Raw genomic sequence first — 17,020 nt, 5'->3', positions numbered from 1 at the left:
CAGGGCCGTCCGCTGAAATACAAGGAAAGTTTCTCAGGACACGCACAAAGTGTGCAGTGCTGCGCTGCGACCGGTGCTGAGAGAGACTGTAAGTGGCGGATAAGTTTTGCAGATTTCGGGTTCTGCGCAAACCTACGATTGGCCGTGCCGGGCGCTGACACTGGCCCATAAATGCCCGGGATCGCAGCGTTGAACCTTAAAACGACGAGTCACTCAGCACGGAACAGGCCATGCGCGGGCCGAGTCGCGGCGTCTGGCTGCAAAACCTGATCGTGCAGGAGGCGAAGCGAAACCGACAGCCGCGGGCCTAGCGATAAGTCTTTTTTGCACGCAGGAGAGGTGTTAACAGCGATACACTAAAAGCATTGAATGAGGAGGTTACTCAATGGATCGTCGTTCCTTCATACGTACAGGTGCCGTGGGGGCTGGCGCTGCCATGCTCGCGGCGCCGGCTGTGGCGCAGGGCAATATCACCTGGCGCATGGTCACAACCTGGCCGAAGAATTTCCCCGGTCTGGGTGTCGGCGCGCAGCGCCTTGCCGACCGGATCACTGCAGCCAGCGGCGGGCGCCTGACTGTTCAGGTCTACTCCGCCGGCGAACTGGTGCCGCCGCTGCAAAGCCTCGACGCCGTCATCGACGGCACTGCCGAGATGAGCCATGGCGCTGCGTACTACTGGCAGAACAAATCCCCTGCGCTGTCGTTCTTCACGGGCGTACCCTACGGCATGACCTCGCGCGAGCTGACGGCCTGGGTCCGCTATATGGGCGGTCAGGAAATCTGGGACGAGATCTATGACCAATTCGGCGTTCAGGGCTTCCTGTCCGGCGACACCGGCACCCAAGCGGGCGGCTGGTTCAAGAACGAACTGACCGGCGTTGATTCCGTCAAGGGTCTGCGCTTCCGCACGCCCGGTCTGGGCGGTCGGGTCTGGGAAAAGCTCGGCGCAACCGTGACCAACATGGCAGCGGGCGAGATCTTCCAGGCGCTGCAGTCGGGCACGCTGGACGCGGCTGAATTTGTCGGCCCGTACAACGACCTCGCACTGGGCTTCTACCAGGTCTGCAAGAACTACTACTTCCCCAGCTTCGTTGAGCCCGGTCTGGCGACCGAACTCGTCGTCGACAAGAAGAAGTATCAGGCGCTGCCCGAGGATCTGCAGGCGATCATCCGCGACGTCTGTCAGGCGGAATACGATCAGGTTGCCTCCGACTTCTACGCCAACGATCCGCGCGCACTGCAAACGCTGATCAACGATCACGGCGTGAAAGTGCTTCAGTTCCCCGAAGAGATCCTGAAAACCGGCGCAACTGCTGCGGCCGAGATCATGACCTCGCTGCGCGACTCCGATGATCCTCTGGTCAAGAAGACCGCCGAGAGCTTCATCGACGCTTTCCGCATCGTGCGCACCCGGTCCAAGACGACCGACGGTGCCTATGTCACGGCGCGCGAGACGTACTTCGAGATCTGAGCCCCGTTTCAGGTGCTACAAATGCAAAAGCCCGGACATCGCGTCCGGGCTTTTCGTTTTTAGCGATGCGCGATCCTTAGCCCGCGATCAGCCTCGGCAGCCATGTGACGATGCCGGGGAAGGCAAACAGGATCGCGATGGCCACGATCTGCAGCAGCACGAAGGGCAGGATGCCCTTGTAGATCGCCGAGGTCGGCAGATCCGACGGTGCCACACCGCGCAGGTAGAACAGCGCGAACCCGAAGGGCGGCGTCAGGAACGAGGTCTGCAGGTTCACGCCCACCAGAACGCCTAGCCAGACCGGATCGACATCCAGCGCCAGCAGCACGGGCGCGGTGATCGGGATCACGATGAAGATGATCTCGAAGGTGTCCAGAATGAAGCCCAGCAGGAACATGATCGCCATGACTACGGCGACAGCGCCGATCCGGCCACCGGGCAGGTTCGACAGGAACTCATGCACCAGGTTGTCGCCGCCCATCAGGCGGAACACGACCGAAAAGACCGACGCGCCGAGCAGGATGATGAACACCATCGAGGTGATCGTCGCCGTGCTGACAACGGTCTGGCGCAGGATGCTGAACGACAGCCGCCAGCGCAGCGCCGCCAGAAGCATGGCACCAACGGCCCCGACCGAGGCGGCCTCGGTTGGCGTGGCGATGCCGCCGAGAATCGAGCCGAGCACGGCGAGGATCAGCAGCAGCGGCGGGACCAGTGCCACCATCGTCTCGCGGAACAGGTCTTTCTTTTCCTCAGGGGGAACGGGGGTGGCGGGGCAGGACTCGGGGTCCGTGAACGCCTTGAAGATCACGTAGGCCAGATAGAGGCCGACTAGCAAGACACCCGGCAACAGCGCACCGGCGAACAGGTCACCGACGGAAACGGGGACGGGGGCAAAGTTGCCCTTAGCCATCTGCACCTGAGAGTTGATGCCCGACAGCATGTCGCCCATGAAGATCAGCACGGTCGAGGGCGGGATGATCTGGCCCAGCGTGCCGCTCGCGCAGATCACACCCGTTGCCAGCTTGGGGTCATAGCCTGCGCGCAGCATCGCGGGCAAAGAGATCAGGCCCATCGTCACCACCGTCGCGCCGACCACCCCTGTCGAGGCCGCCAGCATCGCGCCGACGATGATCACGGAAATGCCAAGGCCACCGCGCAGGTTGCCGAACAGCTTGCCCATGGTCAGCAGCAATTGCTCGGCGATTTGCGATCGTTCCAGCATGACGCCCATGAAGATGAACAGCGGCACCGCCACCAGCACCTCGTTCGTCATGAAGCCGATATAGCGGTTGGGCAGGGAGCCGAAGTTCGACGGGTCGAAGACGCCGAAGAACATGCCGACCGCGCCGAAGCCAAGGCTGACACCGGCCAGTGTGAAGGCCACGGGAAAGCCCAGCAGCAGAAATCCGATGATGCCGAAGAACATCAGCCCGGCGAGCAGTTCGCCAATCAGTACCGGCTCCATCAGTGGATCCCTTCAATGGCTTCGGCCGCGGCATCCGCGGGTTTCAGAGGATAGGCCATCGAGGGCGGCACGAGGTCTCTGCGCCCGCCCAGAACCAGGATCGAGCGGCACAGCATGGCGACGCCCTGCAGCGCCACCAGAACGGCAAAGGCGATGATGAAGGACTTCAGGATATACAGACCCGGCATCCCGCCGACGTTGGCGGACCCCTCGAAGTAGGACCATGACCGCAGCACAAAGGGCAGAGAGTAGGCGTAGACGATCCAGGTGAAGGGCAGCAGAAAGAAGATCACGCCGATCAGATCGACCAAGGCGCGGGTGCGCATCTTGGCGGGGCGGTAAAAGATATCGACCCGGACGTGATCGTCCTTGAGCAGGGCAAACCCGGCGACGGCGGTGAACATCGCGCCATTCAGCCAGATGTAGAGGTCCTGCAACCACACGAAGCTGGTCGCGAAGATATACCGCAGCACCACGACACAAAAACACACCAGGACGATGCCGAGAGACAGCCATGAGAATGTCTGGCCTATGACCCAGTTGATCCGGCTGATCGTCGCCGCCGTCCCGCTCAATAGTCTCATCATGCGTATTGCCCCCTCATGGTCACCCGAGCTACGATGAAACACAGGCGCATTTCAATAGGTGTGCGGGGGCGTCGGGGACAATTTAAAGCTGTTCTGGTCGCTTCGCAGGGTGTTTTCGACCCAGATGGCCCGCGCTGCAGGTCACAGCTGGCGCAGCAGCTCCGGTCCGATCTGCTCAAGTGCGTTGCAACCACAAAGCGCCATCGCGATTTCCAGCTCATCCCGAAGCAGCCGCAGCACATGGGCCACGCCCTGCGCGCCGCGCACCGACAGTGCCTCGACAACAGGACGCCCGATCAGCACGGCGCTGGCCCCCAGAGCGTGGGCCTTGAGGATATCCGTGCCGCGCCGGATGCCGCCATCCAACAGCACCGGCACCTCGCCCGCCACGGCGCGCACCACCGCGGGCAGTTGCAGCAGGGTCGGCACGGCGGTGTCCAGCACACGCCCGCCGTGGTTCGAGACGATCACCGCATCCGCACCAAGGTCTATGGCCCGCCGCGCATCTTCGGGATGCATAATGCCCTTGAGCACCAGCTTCAGGCGCGTCTGGCTGTGCAGCCAGGCGATATCGCTCCAGCCCGGGGCCTGCGCCATGAAGTGGTCGAAGACGACGTTGCTGCCCTCCGGCGGTGGGGCCGGGGGCAAACCTTGCAGGTTCACCGGTGCGATCCCTTCGGGCAGTTGAAAGCCCGCGCGCATTTCCCGGTTGCGCACGCCGCTGATCGGGGCGTCAACCGTGACCACCAGCGCCTCATAGCCCGCAGCCTCGGCCCGGCACACCAGCGTCATGGTCGCCTCGCGCGTCGGCTGCATATAGAGCTGAAACCAGCGGCATGTGGCGCCTGCGCGCGCGACATCCTCCAGCGGTTCCGAGGCCTGACAGCTGAGCACCATCAGCGCCTCCAGCGCAGCCGCGGCCATGGCAGTGCCTGTTTCGCCGTCCGGATGCGCCATGCGCTGATAAGCAACAGGTGCCAGCAGGATCGGATGCGCCAGCGGACGGCCCAAAAGGCTCAGCGCGGTTGAGCCGTGGCGCATCCCCGTCAGCACGCGCGGCACCAGCGCATAGCGATCAAAGACGGCGCGGTTCTGTTGCAGCGTGACCTCATCCGCGGCGCCGCCCAGAAAATACGCCGCCGCCTGTGGCGACATGGCATGCTGCGCGGCTGCCGCATAGTCGGCAAGGCAGGTCAGGATCGGATCGGTCTGTGTCACGCTTCGCCCTGCATCCCATCATGAAATCACGTCCTTTCTCTCATTCCTGACAGGAGGACTCAAGTATGCCGTGCGCTGTTCTGGTACGCCCGTCAGCGCAGGCCGCGCTGCGGTCTTGCGTCAGAGCCCTTGATTGACGTACCTCAAAAGCCTTACGAGAGTGATTGCAAAGGTATAAAACGACGATGTCCAAGCCAACGACACGGGATCTGGCCGCAGCGGCGGGCGTCAGTCTGGCCACTGTTGACCGGGTTCTGAACGGGCGCGACGGGGTTCGTGCAAAGACCATCGAGAAGGTCAACGCCGCCATTCACGACATCGGTTTCGTGCGCGACCAGACAGCAGCGACTCTGGCACGCAAACGCTTTTACTATTTCGTATTCGTGCTGCCTGATCGGCAGGACGAGTTTCTGTCGCTGATCGTCTCCTCCGTTGCCGAGGCGGGCCGGGCGCTGCGCCATGAACGTGTGACGGCGCGCACCCTGCGCGTGCCGACCAATGACCCGCATAGCGTCGTGCAAGCCTTGGGCGCGCTGGCCCGCGACGGCGTCGACGGGGTGGCCGTGATGGCCCCGGAAACGCCGCAGACCCGCGATGCCATCCAGCGGGTGAGGGATCAGGGGATCGCCGTCGTCACCTTTGTCGCGGATCAGCCGAACGCTGCCCGCGACCGCTTCATCGGGATCAATGATGTCGACGCCGGGCGCACCGCCGCGACATTGATCGGGCGGTTTTGCGGGGCGGCACCCGGCACGGTTCTGGTGATTGCCGAGACGATCCAGTCGCGCGACAGCCTTGATCGCCGGCACGGGTTCGACGCCGTCGTTCAGCAGGACTTTCCGCATCTGCACGCCTCGCCCACGATCGAGACCTACGCAGACTCCGCCCGCACCGAACGGGTCCTGTCCAATGCCCTTGCCGCGACCCCGGATCTGCGCGCGATCTATCTGATGAGCTCGGCCTCGGCCGCCGCTCTCAGCGCTCTGGATGCCCATGGTGTTGCGCCCGATTGCGTCGTCATAGCGCATGAGCTGACGTCCCTCACACGCCAAAGCCTGATCAGCGGGCGGCTGAGCGCGGTGATCACTCAGGATATCGGCCATCTGGTGCGCAGCGCACTGCGCGTCCTGCGCGCCAAGGCAGAGAATGCGCCCACAGTTGAGTCGCAGGAACGCATCCGCATCGAGATCCTGCTGGAGGCAAACCTGCCCAGACTTGAGGAAACCCCCGAGGTTTCCGGCTAAAGCGCATTTCTGCGCTCAGATACCCCGAACTAAATCTCTCCCCTTATCAGCGCCTTGATCCCGCTCCCTCACACCTTCGTGAAAATTTGCTTTACTTGAGGTACGCACCTCAAATAGCCTTTTCTCAGGGAGCGGTCGGTGAGTGGCCGGGAGATCTGGGAGGATCCAATGAAAACGTCACACTATCTGTTGGCCACGGCTGTCTCAGCCATGGCGGGACTTGGTGCAACCAGCGCCATGGCCGAAGATCTGACACTCTGCTGGGCGGCCTGGGACCCCGCCAACGCGCTGGTGCAGCTCAGCAAGGCGTATGAGGAGCAGTCGGGCAACACGATGAACTTCGAATTCGTGCCCTGGCCCAACTTCGCCGACCGGATGCTGAACGAGCTGAACTCGGGCGGGCAGCTCTGCGATCTGATGATCGGCGACAGCCAGTGGATCGGCGGCGCGGCTGAAAACGGCCATTACCTGAAGATGAACGATTTCTTCGATGCCAACGACATCAAGATGTCCGACTTCATCGACGCCACTGTCACCGGCTATTCCGAATGGCCGAAGAACACCCCGAACTACTGGGCGCTGCCGGCCTTCGGCGACGTGGTCGGCTGGACCTACCGCAAGGACTGGTTCGACCGCCCGGACATTCAGGCCGAATACAAAACCAAGTACGGCCATGACCTCGGCGTGCCGGACACCTTTGACGAGCTGAAGAACATCGCCGAATTCTTTCAGGGCCGCGACATCGACGGCACCACGGTCTACGGCGCCTCGATCTATACCGAGCGTGGCTCGGAAGGCATCACCATGGGCGCGATGGATGTGCTCTACAGCTACGGGTTTCTCTATGAAAACCCCGACAAACCCTATGACATGGAAGGTTTCGTCAACTCCCCCGGCGCCGTCGCGGGGCTGGAATACTACAAGGCGCTTTATGATTGCTGCACCCCGCCGGGATCGTCGAACGGCTACATGAGCGAGGGGATCGACGCCTTCAAATCCGGGCAGGTCGCGCTGCAGATGAACTTCGCCTTCACCTGGCCGGGGTTTGAAAGCGATGCCAATGTCGGCGGCGGCAAGACCGGCTATTTCGTCAACCCCAAGGGTCCGGACGGCAAGCAGTTCGCGCAGCTGGGCGGGCAGGGGATCTCGGTCGTGTCCTACTCGAAGAAACAGGACGCGGCACTCGACTACATCAAATGGTTCGCCCAGCCCGAGGTGCAGGCAAAATGGTGGTCCATGGGCGGCTATTCCTGCCTCAAGGCCGTGACGCTGGACCCGAGCTTTCCTGAAAGCCAGCCTTACGCCCAGACCTTCCTCGACTCGATGGCGGTGGTAAAGGATTTCTGGGCCGAACCCAGCTACGCCACCCTGCTGCAGGACACGCAGCGCCGCTTCCACGACTATGTCGTCGCGGGCAACGGCACGGCGCAGCAGGCGCTCGACGGGCTGGTCAACGACTGGACCGAGACGTTCGAGGATGACGGCAAACTCTAGCCCGCCATCCCCGATCCCGGACGGGGCATCCTCCGCCCCGCCCGGCCTTTTCCCCGCATCGGAAAGCAGCACCATGACGGATGAAACGACCAGCCGAGTTCATACGACGGCGCCGGTCAGACTTGCCCGACAGATCCGCGGCCTCTCGGACCGCGCCGTGGCCTGGATCTTCATCGCCCCGACGATTTTCCTGCTGTTGGCGATCAACATCTTCCCGCTGATCTGGACCATCCGCCTCAGCCTGACGAACTACCGCGCCAACCGCACCAGCGCCGATCTGGAATGGGTCGGCCTGCGCAACTACCAGCGCATCCTCAACGACCCTGACATCTGGAATTCGATGCAGGCCACCGCGCATTTCCTGCTCTGGACGCTGGTGTTGCAGGTGCTGATCGGCTTCACGCTGGCCTACCTGATCAACAAGAAATTCCGCGGCAACGACATGTGGACGACGATCATCGTCCTGCCGATGATGCTGTCCCCCGCCGTCGTCGGCAATTTCTGGACCTTCCTCTATCAGCCGCAGATCGGCCTGTTCAATTACGTCGTCGGCTTCCTGACCGGTGCGGACCCCTCGTCCTTCTCGATGATCGGCGATGTTGCCCTTGCGCCGTGGTCCATCGTCATCGTCGACACCTGGATGTGGACCCCCTTCGTGATGCTGATCTGCCTCGCCGGCCTGCGCTCCATCCCCGACAGCATCTATGAGGCGGCGGAATGCGACCGCGCCTCCAAATGGCGGCAGTTCTGGACCATCACCATCCCCATGGCGCTGCCCTTCCTGATGCTCGCCGTGCTGTTTCGCGGGATCGAGAATTTCAAGATGTTCGACCTCGTGGTGCAGCTGACCGGCGGCGGCCCCGGCTCCATCACCGAACTCACCTCGATCAACCTCAAGCGCGAGGCGTTCGAGAAATGGCGCACCGGCTATGCCAGCGCCTATGCCGTGATCCTTTTCGTCACCGTGTTCGGGCTCGCCTCGATCTACGTGAAGGCGCTGAACAAGGTTAAGGAAAGATGAGCTATTCCGTCACCGACCCCTCGCCCCGTCAGAAATGGACCGCCGGAACGCTGGTCGTCGCCTATGCGCTGATCACGCTTCTGCCGCTGCTCTGGATCATCGCCACCGGCTTCAAATCGCCGTCGGACGCCATCGCCTATCCGCCGAAGGTGATCTTTGAACCGACGCTGGAAGGCTACGTCAACCTCTTCACCACCCGCACCCGCATGTCGCCGGACGCGCTCAGCGCCTTGGGCGAGCCTGCCACCTGGTACGACCGCATCGTGCGCCAGTACGACATGGTGATCAGCGGCCCCAGCCGCTATGGCGAGCGTTTCCTGAACTCGGTCATCATCGGGTTCGGGTCGACCTTCCTGTCGGTTTTCCTTGGCACGCTGGCGGCTTACGCATTTTCCCGCTTCAAGGTGCCGCTGAAGGACGACCTGATGTTCTTCATCCTGTCGACCCGGATGATGCCCCCCATCGCCGTCGCCATCCCGATCTTCCTGATGTTCCGCCAACTGGGCCTGTCAGACACCCACCTCGGCATGATCCTGCTTTATACCGGCGTGAACCTCTCGCTCTCGGTCTGGCTGCTGAAAGGCTTCATCGACGAAATTCCGGTGGAATATGAAGAGGCCGCCCTGATCGACGGCTACACCCGCTTTCAGGCCTTCACCAAGGTCGTCCTGCCGCAGGCCGCCACCGGCATCGCCTCGACCGCGATCTTCTGCCTGATCTTCTCGTGGAACGAATACGCCTTTGCGGTGCTGCTGACCTCGGGCACCGCCCAGACTGCGCCGCCCTTCATCCCCACCATCATCGGTGTCGGCAAGGACTGGCCCGCCGTCGCCGCCGGGGCCACTCTGTTCCTCGTCCCGGTCATGGTCTTCACCATCCTGCTGCGCAAACACCTGCTGCGCGGCATCACATTCGGAGCCGTACGGAAATGACCCCCAAACGCCTGTTCCGCCGTGGCCCGTGGGAGCTGCTGGCCACCCTTCTGATCGGCCTCGGCGTGGTGATGATGATGCAGCCTTTCCTGCTGATCCTCTACACTTGGTCCTTTCTTGTCACGCTGACCGGCACGGTGATGTTCATCACCGTCAGCCATTTCCCGGACTGACCCATGGCCCAGATCCTCATCGAAAATGTCCGCAAGGACTTCGGCAGCTTCACCGCCGTGCAAAGCTCTTCCTTCACGGTGGAAGACGGCGAATTCTTCATGCTGCTCGGCCCCTCCGGCTGCGGCAAGACCACGACGCTGCGGATGATTGCGGGGCTGGAACTGCCCACCTCCGGCCATATCCGCATCGGCGGCGAAGACGTCAGCCAGAAGCCCGCCAGCCAGCGCGACATCGCCTTCGTCTTCCAGATGTTCGCGCTGTATCCGCATATGAACGTGCGCCAGAACATCCGCTACCCGTTGATTTCCCAGGGCATGAAGCGCGCAGCGGCGAATGCCAAGGTGGAAGAGGTCGCGCAGATCCTCGGCATCACCGAGATCCTCAACCGTCCCGTCGGCGGTCTGTCCGGCGGCGACCGTCAGCGCATCGCGCTTGGCCGCGCCATCGTGCGCGACCCGAAATGCTTCCTGATGGACGAACCCCTCGGCGCGCTGGACGCCGAGTTCCGCGAACATATGAGCCAGGAGCTGCGCGCCCTGCACGACCGGATGGGCGCCACCACGATCTACGTCACGCACGATCAGCTTGAGGCGATGCAGATGGGCGACAAGATCGTCGTGATGAACCACGGCGTCGTCGAACAATTCGGCGTTCCGCAACAGATCTACGACTGGCCCGCGACGATGTTCGTCGCAGATTTCATCGGCTCGCCACCAATGAACTTCCTGCGCTTCCATGCCAGCCTCAGCCATGCCGACACCCATGTCATGCTCGGCGATCACCGCACCGAAATCCCCATGGCGCGGCAGGGCGGCAAGGGCGATCTCGTGTTCGGCATCCGCCCCGAACACATCCGGCTGCGGACGGAGGGCGGCTACCGCGCCCGCGTCACCGCCACCGAATACCTCGGCACGACCCAGATCGTCACGGTCGACACCGCCCATGGCACGCTGAAGATCCGCGCCGCCTCCGCCGATCCGATCCAGACCGGCAGCACCGTCGGCCTCGATTTCGACCCCCGCGCGGTGACCCTGTTCGACGGCAAGACCACCCGCGCCCTGCTGTCTGCCGGCAACGAAGGAGTGCTCGCCCATGGCTGACGTCACGCTTGCCAACATCACCAAAACCTACGGCGACACCACCGCCCTTGCGGATGTCTCCCTCACCATCCCCGACGGCGCCTTCGTCGTCCTTCTCGGCCCCACCGGCGCGGGCAAGACCACCACGCTGCGCATGGTCGCGGGTCTCGACAAGCCCGACCGCGGCGACATCCTGATCCATGGCCGCTCCATGCAGGGCCGCACGCCCGCGCAGCGTGACGTGGCGATGGTGTTCCAGCAATATTCGCTCTACCCGCACCTCACCGTGCGTGAAAACCTTGAATTCCCTCTGAAATCCCCGATCCTGCGCACCCCGCGCGACGTCATCACCCGCAAGGTGGCCGAGGTCGCCGAGGTGCTGCAAATCGCCCACAAGCTCGACAACAAGGCGACGGCGCTGTCGGGCGGCGAGATGCAGCGTGTGTCCATCGGGCGCGCCCTTGTCCGCGACCCGGCGATCTACCTGATGGACGAACCGCTGTCTTCGCTCGATGCGAAACTGCGCAGCGACTTGCGGATCGAGCTCAAACGCATCCAGTCGTCGATGGGCGCGACCCTGCTCTACGTCACCCATGATCAGGTCGAGGCGATGACCATGGCGACCCATGTCGGCGTGCTGGATCACGGGCGCCTTGTCCAGTTCGGCACCCCGCGTCAGATCTACGAACACCCCGTCAGCCTTTATGCCGCCAGCCGCCTCGGCACGCCGAAGATCAACGTGCTGCCCGCCGATCTGTTCGGTGGCAGCCCCGCAGGTGCCAAATCCATCGGCCTGCGCCCCGAACACATCGCGCTGGGGCAGGGCCTGCCCGCCAGCGTCCAGCGGGTCGAACACCTCGGCGATCAGACCCGGTTGCACCTGAAGCTCGGGGTCCATGATATCCTGACCCTCGCCGACCCCCATACGCCACTGACCAGTGGCGACACCGTGTCCATTCAGCCCCGCGACGCGCTCTATTTCGACGCCAGCGGCGCGCGTCTCTGAGCAGGAGAGCCCGATGACCCAGTTCATCAACACCAAGGAAACCCTCGTCACCGATGCCATCGACGGGCTGATCCGCGCCTCCGGCGGCGCGCTGGCCCGGCTGGACGGCTACCCCCATATCCGCGTCGTCCTGCGCACCGATTGGGACCGCAGCCGCGTGGCCCTCGTCTCCGGCGGCGGCTCCGGCCATGAACCGGCCCATGCCGGGTTCGTCGGACAAGGCATGCTGACGGCGGCCGTCTGCGGCGATGTCTTCGCCTCGCCTTCGGTCGAGGCCGTGCTGGCGGGCATCCTTGCCGTCACCGGCCCGGCGGGCTGCCTGCTGATCGTCAAGAACTACACCGGCGACCGGCTGAACTTTGGCCTTGCCGCAGAACGCGCCCGTGCCTTCGGGCTGAACGTGGAAATGGTCGTCGTCGACGATGATGTCGCTCTGCCGGATCTGCCGCAGCCGCGCGGCATTGCGGGGACGTTGTTAGTGCACAAGATTGCCGGGGCGGTGGCTGACGCAGGCGGCGATCTGGCTGCCGTGGCCAAGGCCGCGCGTGAGGTGATCGGGGGGGCGGTCTCGATCGGGATGTCGCTCGGCACCTGCACCGTCCCTGGATCGCCCAAGAGCGAACGCTTTGCCGCCGGAGAAGTGGAGCTGGGCCTTGGCATTCACGGCGAAAGCGGGGCGGAACGGATGCAGTTCAGCACCGCCAAAGACGCCATTGCGACGGTCGTCGCGCGGCTGAGGGACGCCACCCCGGCAGGGCCAAAAGTCGCGCTTGTCAATAACTTGGGGGCAACGACCCCGCTGGAGATGTCGGTGCTGACAGCAGAGCTGCTGGCCTCGGACATTGGCGCGGATATTCGCTGTCTGATCGGGCCGGGGCCGTTGATGACCTCGCTGGATATGCATGGGTTTTCCGTTTCGCTTCTGCCGCTCAGTGGCGAGGTTGAGGCGCTTTTGCGGCAGCCGGTTGCGCCGCATGCCTGGCCTCCGATGGTGGATGTGGGGCCGGTCGGGATACAGCCGATGCCCGATGGGCTGACCCCGCTGCGCCCGAAAGCCTCAGCCGATGCCACGACAGAGGCCTTTCTTGCGCGCTGCTGTGACATCCTGATTGCTGAGGAAAATCAACTGAATGCACTGGATTCACATTCCGGTGATGGCGACACGGGATCGACTTTGGCGGGGGCGGCGCGGGCGTTGAAGGGGGCTATTCCTCAGCTGCCTCTGGCGGATCTGACGCAGCTCTATCGTGCCATCGGCAATGAGCTGAGCCAGACCATGGGCGGCTCCTCCGGGGTGTTGCTGGCGATCTATTTCTCGGCTGTGGGGGATGCGGCGGCCAGTGGCCATGGCCGGGCCCGCGCCTTTGCGGCCGGGCTGGCGCGGGTGCAGGAGGTCGGGGGCGCAAGCCTCGGGGATCGCACGATGATTGACGCTCTGGCACCGGCCCTCGCGGCGCTGCCGGAGGGCATTCCTGCGGCGGCAAAGGCGGCCCGCAAGGGGGCGGATGCGACGGCTGCGATGGGCAAGGCGGGGGCCGGGCGGGCGAGCTATATCTCGGCCGACCGGCTGGTGGGTCACAATGATCCTGGGGCCGAAGCGGTGGCCCTGCTGTTCGAAAAACTGGCGGAATCGTGATGTCGGTCTCCGGTCGGTATTCCGACGGTAAGTGAACGGTGCGAATTTCGCCGGTCTGACGCTCGATCAGCCCCAGGGACCGCGCTTGGAGGAGGGCTTTTGCGGCGTGGTGTTGCCACGATTGCCCCAAGACGCAGAGCCTGAGCCAGAGCCAGAGGACCGGACGGGCGCGGTGTCGCCCATCTCAAGCGCCATCTGGCGCAGGGCGGCGACGCGGTTTTCCGTGGCCGGGTGGGTCGAGAACAGCTTGTCGCGGCCATTGCCGTGCAGCGGGTTGATGATGAACATATGCGCGGTGGCGGGGTGTGCCTCGGCCGCGGGGTTGTCGACGCGGGCAGCGCCCATGGCGATCCGTTCCAGCGCGGTGGCGAGCCAGAGGGGGTGCCCACAGATCGCAGCGCCTTCCTTGTCGGCGGCATATTCGCGGGTGCGGCTGACAGCCATCTGCACCACGGCGGCGGCCATGGGGGCAAAGATCATCATCGCGATGGTGCCGACCATGCCGAGGCGTTCGCGGCTGCCACCAAAGAACAGAGCAAAGTTCGCCAGCATCGAAATCGCACCGGCAAAGGTGGCGGTGACGGTCATGATGGCGGTGTCGTGGTGCTTGATATGGGCCAGCTCGTGCGCGACGACGCCGGCCAGTTCTTCGCGCGACAGGGCTTGCAGCAGGCCGGTCGAGACGGCGACGGCGGCATTGGCCGGGTTGCGCCCGGTGGCGAAGGCGTTGGGCTGGGCCGAGTCGATGACATAGACGGCCGGCGTCGGGATACCGGCGTTCTGCGCGAGGCCCGCGACAAGGGCTGTCAGGCCCTGACGGTCGTTCGGTTCGACCGCATGGGCGTTGTGCATCCGCAGCACCATCTTGTCGGAGTTCCACCAGGTGAAGACGTTCATGCCCGCCGCAACGACGAGGGCAATCAGCATGCCTCCGCTGCCGCCGAGCAGATAGCCCAGCCCCATGAAGAGCGCCGTCATTGCCGCCATCAGGGCAGCTGTCTTGAAATAGCCCATTGTTCCAGTCTCCGCGTCAGTCCGCGCCGATGCGCGGTACCCGATTGATATATGTCGCCAGAAACGCGGTGCAATGGAGCGGCGCCGGCTTGCCGATGCTCGGGGCGCTCTGGTGGCGCGGGCGCGCGTCATGCTAGCAGGGCGGCATGACCCCTGAGTGACCCCTGATGCGGAGCCGCGCATGCGAGAGCAATTCACCCTGAGCGGCCCCAAGCCCGGTGCCGATTACCTGATCACCGTGCTGCGCCCCGACGCAGCCGCCCCCGCTGCGGGCTATACGGTGCTTTATGCGCTGGACGGCACGGCGGTGCTGGAGGAGCTGCCCGAGGATGCGATGGCGCAGCCCGGTGCGCCGGTGATCGTGGCGATCGGCTATGACGCCGAGCGGCGCTTTGCCTCGGCCGAGCGGGCGCGCGATTACACGCCGCCCGATCCCGAGGGACGCGTGATCACCGACCCGAGGGGGCGGCCTGCGGGCGGCGCGGCGGCGTTCTACGATCTGATTGTGCGCGAGGTGATGCCAAGGGCCGAAGCGCTGGTGCCGGTGGACGCGGCGCAGCGCAGCCTCTGGGGGCACAGCTTTGGCGGGCTGTTTGTTTTGCGCGCGGCGATGCTGCCGGGCGCGGCGCTGTTCCGGCGGTTCTATGCGGCGAGCCCGTCGCTCTGGTGGGATGACATGCGCTATCGCTTTGCCCTGCATGCGGCGCTGGCGGCGGGGCAGGCGCCTGTGGCGCGGGTCGATCTGCATCTGGGCACTGCCGAGCAGGCGCGCGCCAGTCTGCCGCCGGGCGACGAGGTGCAGCCCTTCATAAGGATGCGCGCCGCCCTGCCGCCTGAGGCCCACGCCGAGCTGGCCGAGGCGCTGGCGCGGGTCGGCAATACCGGGGGGCTGACGCTGTTTGACGGTCTCAGCCATGGCGAGGCCTTCGGGGAATCGCTGCGGGCGACGTTGCGCGGGATGGGGACTGCGCCCTCCGCATGACGTGATCACACGGTGCACGCTAATAGTTGACTGTACTGCTCGGGATTATTAAGCCTGCGCCTGTTCGTCCTGCCAGGCACGGTTCACCAACCGGGTCGGCAGGGAGGGCGGGGATCGCCTTGGCCCCGCGCGGGCGCGCATGTCGCCCGGATGAGCCACAGCATCGCTGCAGCAAACAAGGTCTGGACCATTTGACCGGAGGCCGCCGACGTGCGCGCCCCCTCAGCAGCGAAAGGTTGACTTTATGATGATTTCCAAGGGGATGGCGCACGCTCGTCCGCAGGGCGGCTGGCTGATTGCCGCGGCTCTTGCCGGCTTCATGGCTGTCGCAGGTGCTGCGCAGGCACAGACCGCCTTCAGCGAAACCGGCAGCTTTGCGGGCCGTCTGGGCGCCAGTGGCCCCGACCGTGGACCGATCGTGCCGGGTGGCGAAGCGACGATCACCGGCTCCGGCCTGACGCCGGGCCAGCTGGTCGTGCTGCGGCAGAGCGGTGTTGCGCTGAACGATGGCGCGCCGCTGACCGCCGACGACAAGGGCAACTTCACCGCCACGGTGACGATCCCCGATAATGCGCAGACCGGCAGCTATCCGGTGGTCGCCGAGATCCAGAACCCGCCCTATGCGACGACGTTCGACGTCAAGGTTTCGCCCAACCTTGGGGAAATGGGTGCCGACAAGTATGACGTGGTCAGCCAGAAGCTGGCGCCGGGTCTGTATCAGGTCGCCGAATCCAACAAGCTGGGCGCGGTGTTTGTCGCCTCTGCCGTGGGCCGTCCGCCGGTCGAGGCAAGCCAGCTGATCAAGCTGGACGCCAAGACGCTTGAGCAACTGGCCTCCGTCACGCCTGCTGCCGACGCACAGGGCGGCGGCGTCTTTGCCGTCTACGGTGTCGGCGTCGAGGAAGACCTCGGGCAGGTCTGGGTCACCAACACCCGCCAGAACACCGTTGCGGTCTATTCCGCTGACGATCTGTCGCTGATCAAGCAGTTCGACGCGGACCTCGTGCCGCATCCGCGCGATGTGGTTCTGCTGAACGGCAAGGCCTATGTCTCGGCCACCTTTGTGCCCGAAGTGCATGTGTTCGATGCGAAAACGCTGGAACCTGCAGGCGTGATCGAGCTCAAATCCGGCGAACGTCGTGGTGAATTCGGCACCGGCGGTATCGCTGTGGATGCTGCGGATAACACGCTTTACGTCTCCAGCCTGTCGAGCAGTGAGGTCGCGGTTGTCGATCTGGCCACGGATGAACAGACGGCGGTCTTTGCCGTGCCCGGGTCGGACAACACCATCGGTGTGGCCTATGACGCGACGCGCAAACAGATCTACACCGCCGGTCAGGGCAGCGACAACGTGACGATCCTGAACGGTGAAACCGGCGCGGTGATCAAGTCGGTCGCGGTGGGGGCCAACCCGCTGAACCTCGCGGTCGATCCCGAGACGGGCAATGTCTATGTGACCGTGCGCGCCTCTGACAGCGTCGTGGTGATGAGCCCCGAGGGCGATCTGCTGGCCAACCTCAACGTCGGGTCCTTCCCCAACCACCTGACGTTGGACGGCGAAGGCGGCGTGCTGGTCGTGAACAAGGCCAAGGGCAAAGATGACCCCAAAGGCGACATGATCACCCGTATCACGCCGAAAATGTAAGACACTTCCGGCCGCAGCGTCTTTTCGTTGCGGCCGGTCCAATGACCGG

General features: G+C 64.2%; 15 protein-coding genes. 11 read left to right on the top strand and 4 right to left on the bottom strand.

The window, feature by feature from the left end; genetic code table 11:
• Nucleotides 1–385: 385 nt before the first annotated feature.
• The gene (locus tag F3W81_RS12305; protein WP_193079453.1) at nucleotides 386–1,471 is read left to right on the top strand and encodes a TRAP transporter substrate-binding protein; all 1,086 of its coding nucleotides are present in this window, start codon (nucleotides 386–388) and stop codon (nucleotides 1,469–1,471) included.
• 76 nt (nucleotides 1,472–1,547) lie between these two features.
• On the opposite strand, the gene F3W81_RS12300 is transcribed toward F3W81_RS12305, so the two are convergent.
• From F3W81_RS12300 to F3W81_RS12290, 3 genes are all read right to left on the bottom strand, one after another.
• On the bottom strand, nucleotides 1,548–2,939 hold the full coding sequence (locus tag F3W81_RS12300; RefSeq protein ID WP_193079452.1) for a TRAP transporter large permease: 1,392 nt from the start codon (nucleotides 2,937–2,939) through the stop codon (nucleotides 1,548–1,550).
• The gene (locus F3W81_RS12295; protein ID WP_193083838.1) at nucleotides 2,939–3,523 is read right to left on the bottom strand and encodes a TRAP transporter small permease subunit; all 585 of its coding nucleotides are present in this window, start codon (nucleotides 3,521–3,523) and stop codon (nucleotides 2,939–2,941) included. The genes F3W81_RS12300 and F3W81_RS12295 overlap by 1 nt, the downstream gene beginning before the upstream one ends.
• 144 nt (nucleotides 3,524–3,667) lie before the next feature.
• Nucleotides 3,668–4,744, bottom strand: coding sequence for an alpha-hydroxy acid oxidase (locus F3W81_RS12290; protein WP_226941666.1), 1,077 nt, complete (start codon nucleotides 4,742–4,744; stop codon nucleotides 3,668–3,670).
• 185 nt (nucleotides 4,745–4,929) lie between these two features.
• Here F3W81_RS12290 and F3W81_RS12285 point away from each other — a divergent pair, with 185 nt between their 5' ends.
• The 8 genes from F3W81_RS12285 to F3W81_RS12250 all read left to right on the top strand — a co-directional run bounded on the left by F3W81_RS12285 (nucleotide 4,930) and on the right by F3W81_RS12250 (nucleotide 13,330).
• Nucleotides 4,930–5,988, top strand: coding sequence for a LacI family DNA-binding transcriptional regulator (locus F3W81_RS12285; RefSeq protein WP_193079451.1), 1,059 nt, complete (start codon nucleotides 4,930–4,932; stop codon nucleotides 5,986–5,988).
• A 168-nt stretch (nucleotides 5,989–6,156) separates the two neighbouring features.
• Complete coding sequence (locus F3W81_RS12280) at nucleotides 6,157–7,482, top strand: ABC transporter substrate-binding protein (RefSeq protein ID WP_193079450.1); 1,326 nt, start codon at nucleotides 6,157–6,159, stop codon at nucleotides 7,480–7,482.
• 73 nt (nucleotides 7,483–7,555) lie between these two features.
• Entirely contained in the window at nucleotides 7,556–8,503 is a 948-nt protein-coding gene (locus F3W81_RS12275; RefSeq protein ID WP_193079449.1) for a carbohydrate ABC transporter permease, read from the top strand.
• Nucleotides 8,500–9,435: a carbohydrate ABC transporter permease gene (locus F3W81_RS12270; RefSeq protein ID WP_193079448.1), complete on the top strand. Its 936-nt coding sequence runs from the start codon at nucleotides 8,500–8,502 to the stop codon at nucleotides 9,433–9,435. The genes F3W81_RS12275 and F3W81_RS12270 overlap by 4 nt, the downstream gene beginning before the upstream one ends.
• Entirely contained in the window at nucleotides 9,432–9,608 is a 177-nt protein-coding gene (locus F3W81_RS12265) for a hypothetical protein (protein WP_193079447.1), read from the top strand. The genes F3W81_RS12270 and F3W81_RS12265 overlap by 4 nt, the downstream gene beginning before the upstream one ends.
• Nucleotides 9,609–9,611: 3 nt before the next feature.
• A complete protein-coding gene (locus F3W81_RS12260) occupies nucleotides 9,612–10,709 on the top strand; it encodes an ABC transporter ATP-binding protein (protein ID WP_193079446.1) in 1,098 nt (365 codons plus the stop codon).
• Complete coding sequence (locus F3W81_RS12255; RefSeq protein ID WP_193079445.1) at nucleotides 10,702–11,694, top strand: ABC transporter ATP-binding protein; 993 nt, start codon at nucleotides 10,702–10,704, stop codon at nucleotides 11,692–11,694. Before F3W81_RS12260 ends, F3W81_RS12255 begins: the two co-directional genes overlap by 8 nt.
• 13 nt (nucleotides 11,695–11,707) lie before the next feature.
• Nucleotides 11,708–13,330 carry a dihydroxyacetone kinase subunit DhaK gene (locus F3W81_RS12250; RefSeq protein WP_193079444.1) on the top strand — a complete coding sequence of 541 codons (1,623 nt, stop codon included), beginning with the start codon at nucleotides 11,708–11,710 and terminating at the stop codon, nucleotides 13,328–13,330.
• Between the two features lie 66 nt (nucleotides 13,331–13,396).
• On the opposite strand, the gene htpX is transcribed toward F3W81_RS12250, so the two are convergent.
• The gene (gene htpX / locus F3W81_RS12245; RefSeq protein WP_193079443.1) at nucleotides 13,397–14,344 is read right to left on the bottom strand and encodes a zinc metalloprotease HtpX; all 948 of its coding nucleotides are present in this window, start codon (nucleotides 14,342–14,344) and stop codon (nucleotides 13,397–13,399) included.
• Between the two features lie 181 nt (nucleotides 14,345–14,525).
• Here htpX and F3W81_RS12240 point away from each other — a divergent pair, with 181 nt between their 5' ends.
• Nucleotides 14,526–15,326, top strand: coding sequence for an alpha/beta hydrolase (locus F3W81_RS12240; RefSeq protein ID WP_193079442.1), 801 nt, complete (start codon nucleotides 14,526–14,528; stop codon nucleotides 15,324–15,326).
• Between the two features lie 244 nt (nucleotides 15,327–15,570).
• Nucleotides 15,571–16,971 (top strand): YncE family protein, encoded by a 1,401-nt coding sequence (locus tag F3W81_RS12235; protein WP_193079441.1) that lies wholly within the window; start codon nucleotides 15,571–15,573, stop codon nucleotides 16,969–16,971.
• Nucleotides 16,972–17,020: the final 49 nt, after the last annotated feature.

This window comes from Pseudooceanicola spongiae (assembly GCF_014899185.1).
GTDB classification, from domain to species: domain Bacteria; phylum Pseudomonadota; class Alphaproteobacteria; order Rhodobacterales; family Rhodobacteraceae; genus Pseudooceanicola; species Pseudooceanicola spongiae.
Note: the sequence above shows the minus strand (reverse complement) of the source record. Positions and strands in the feature narration are given on the sequence as shown.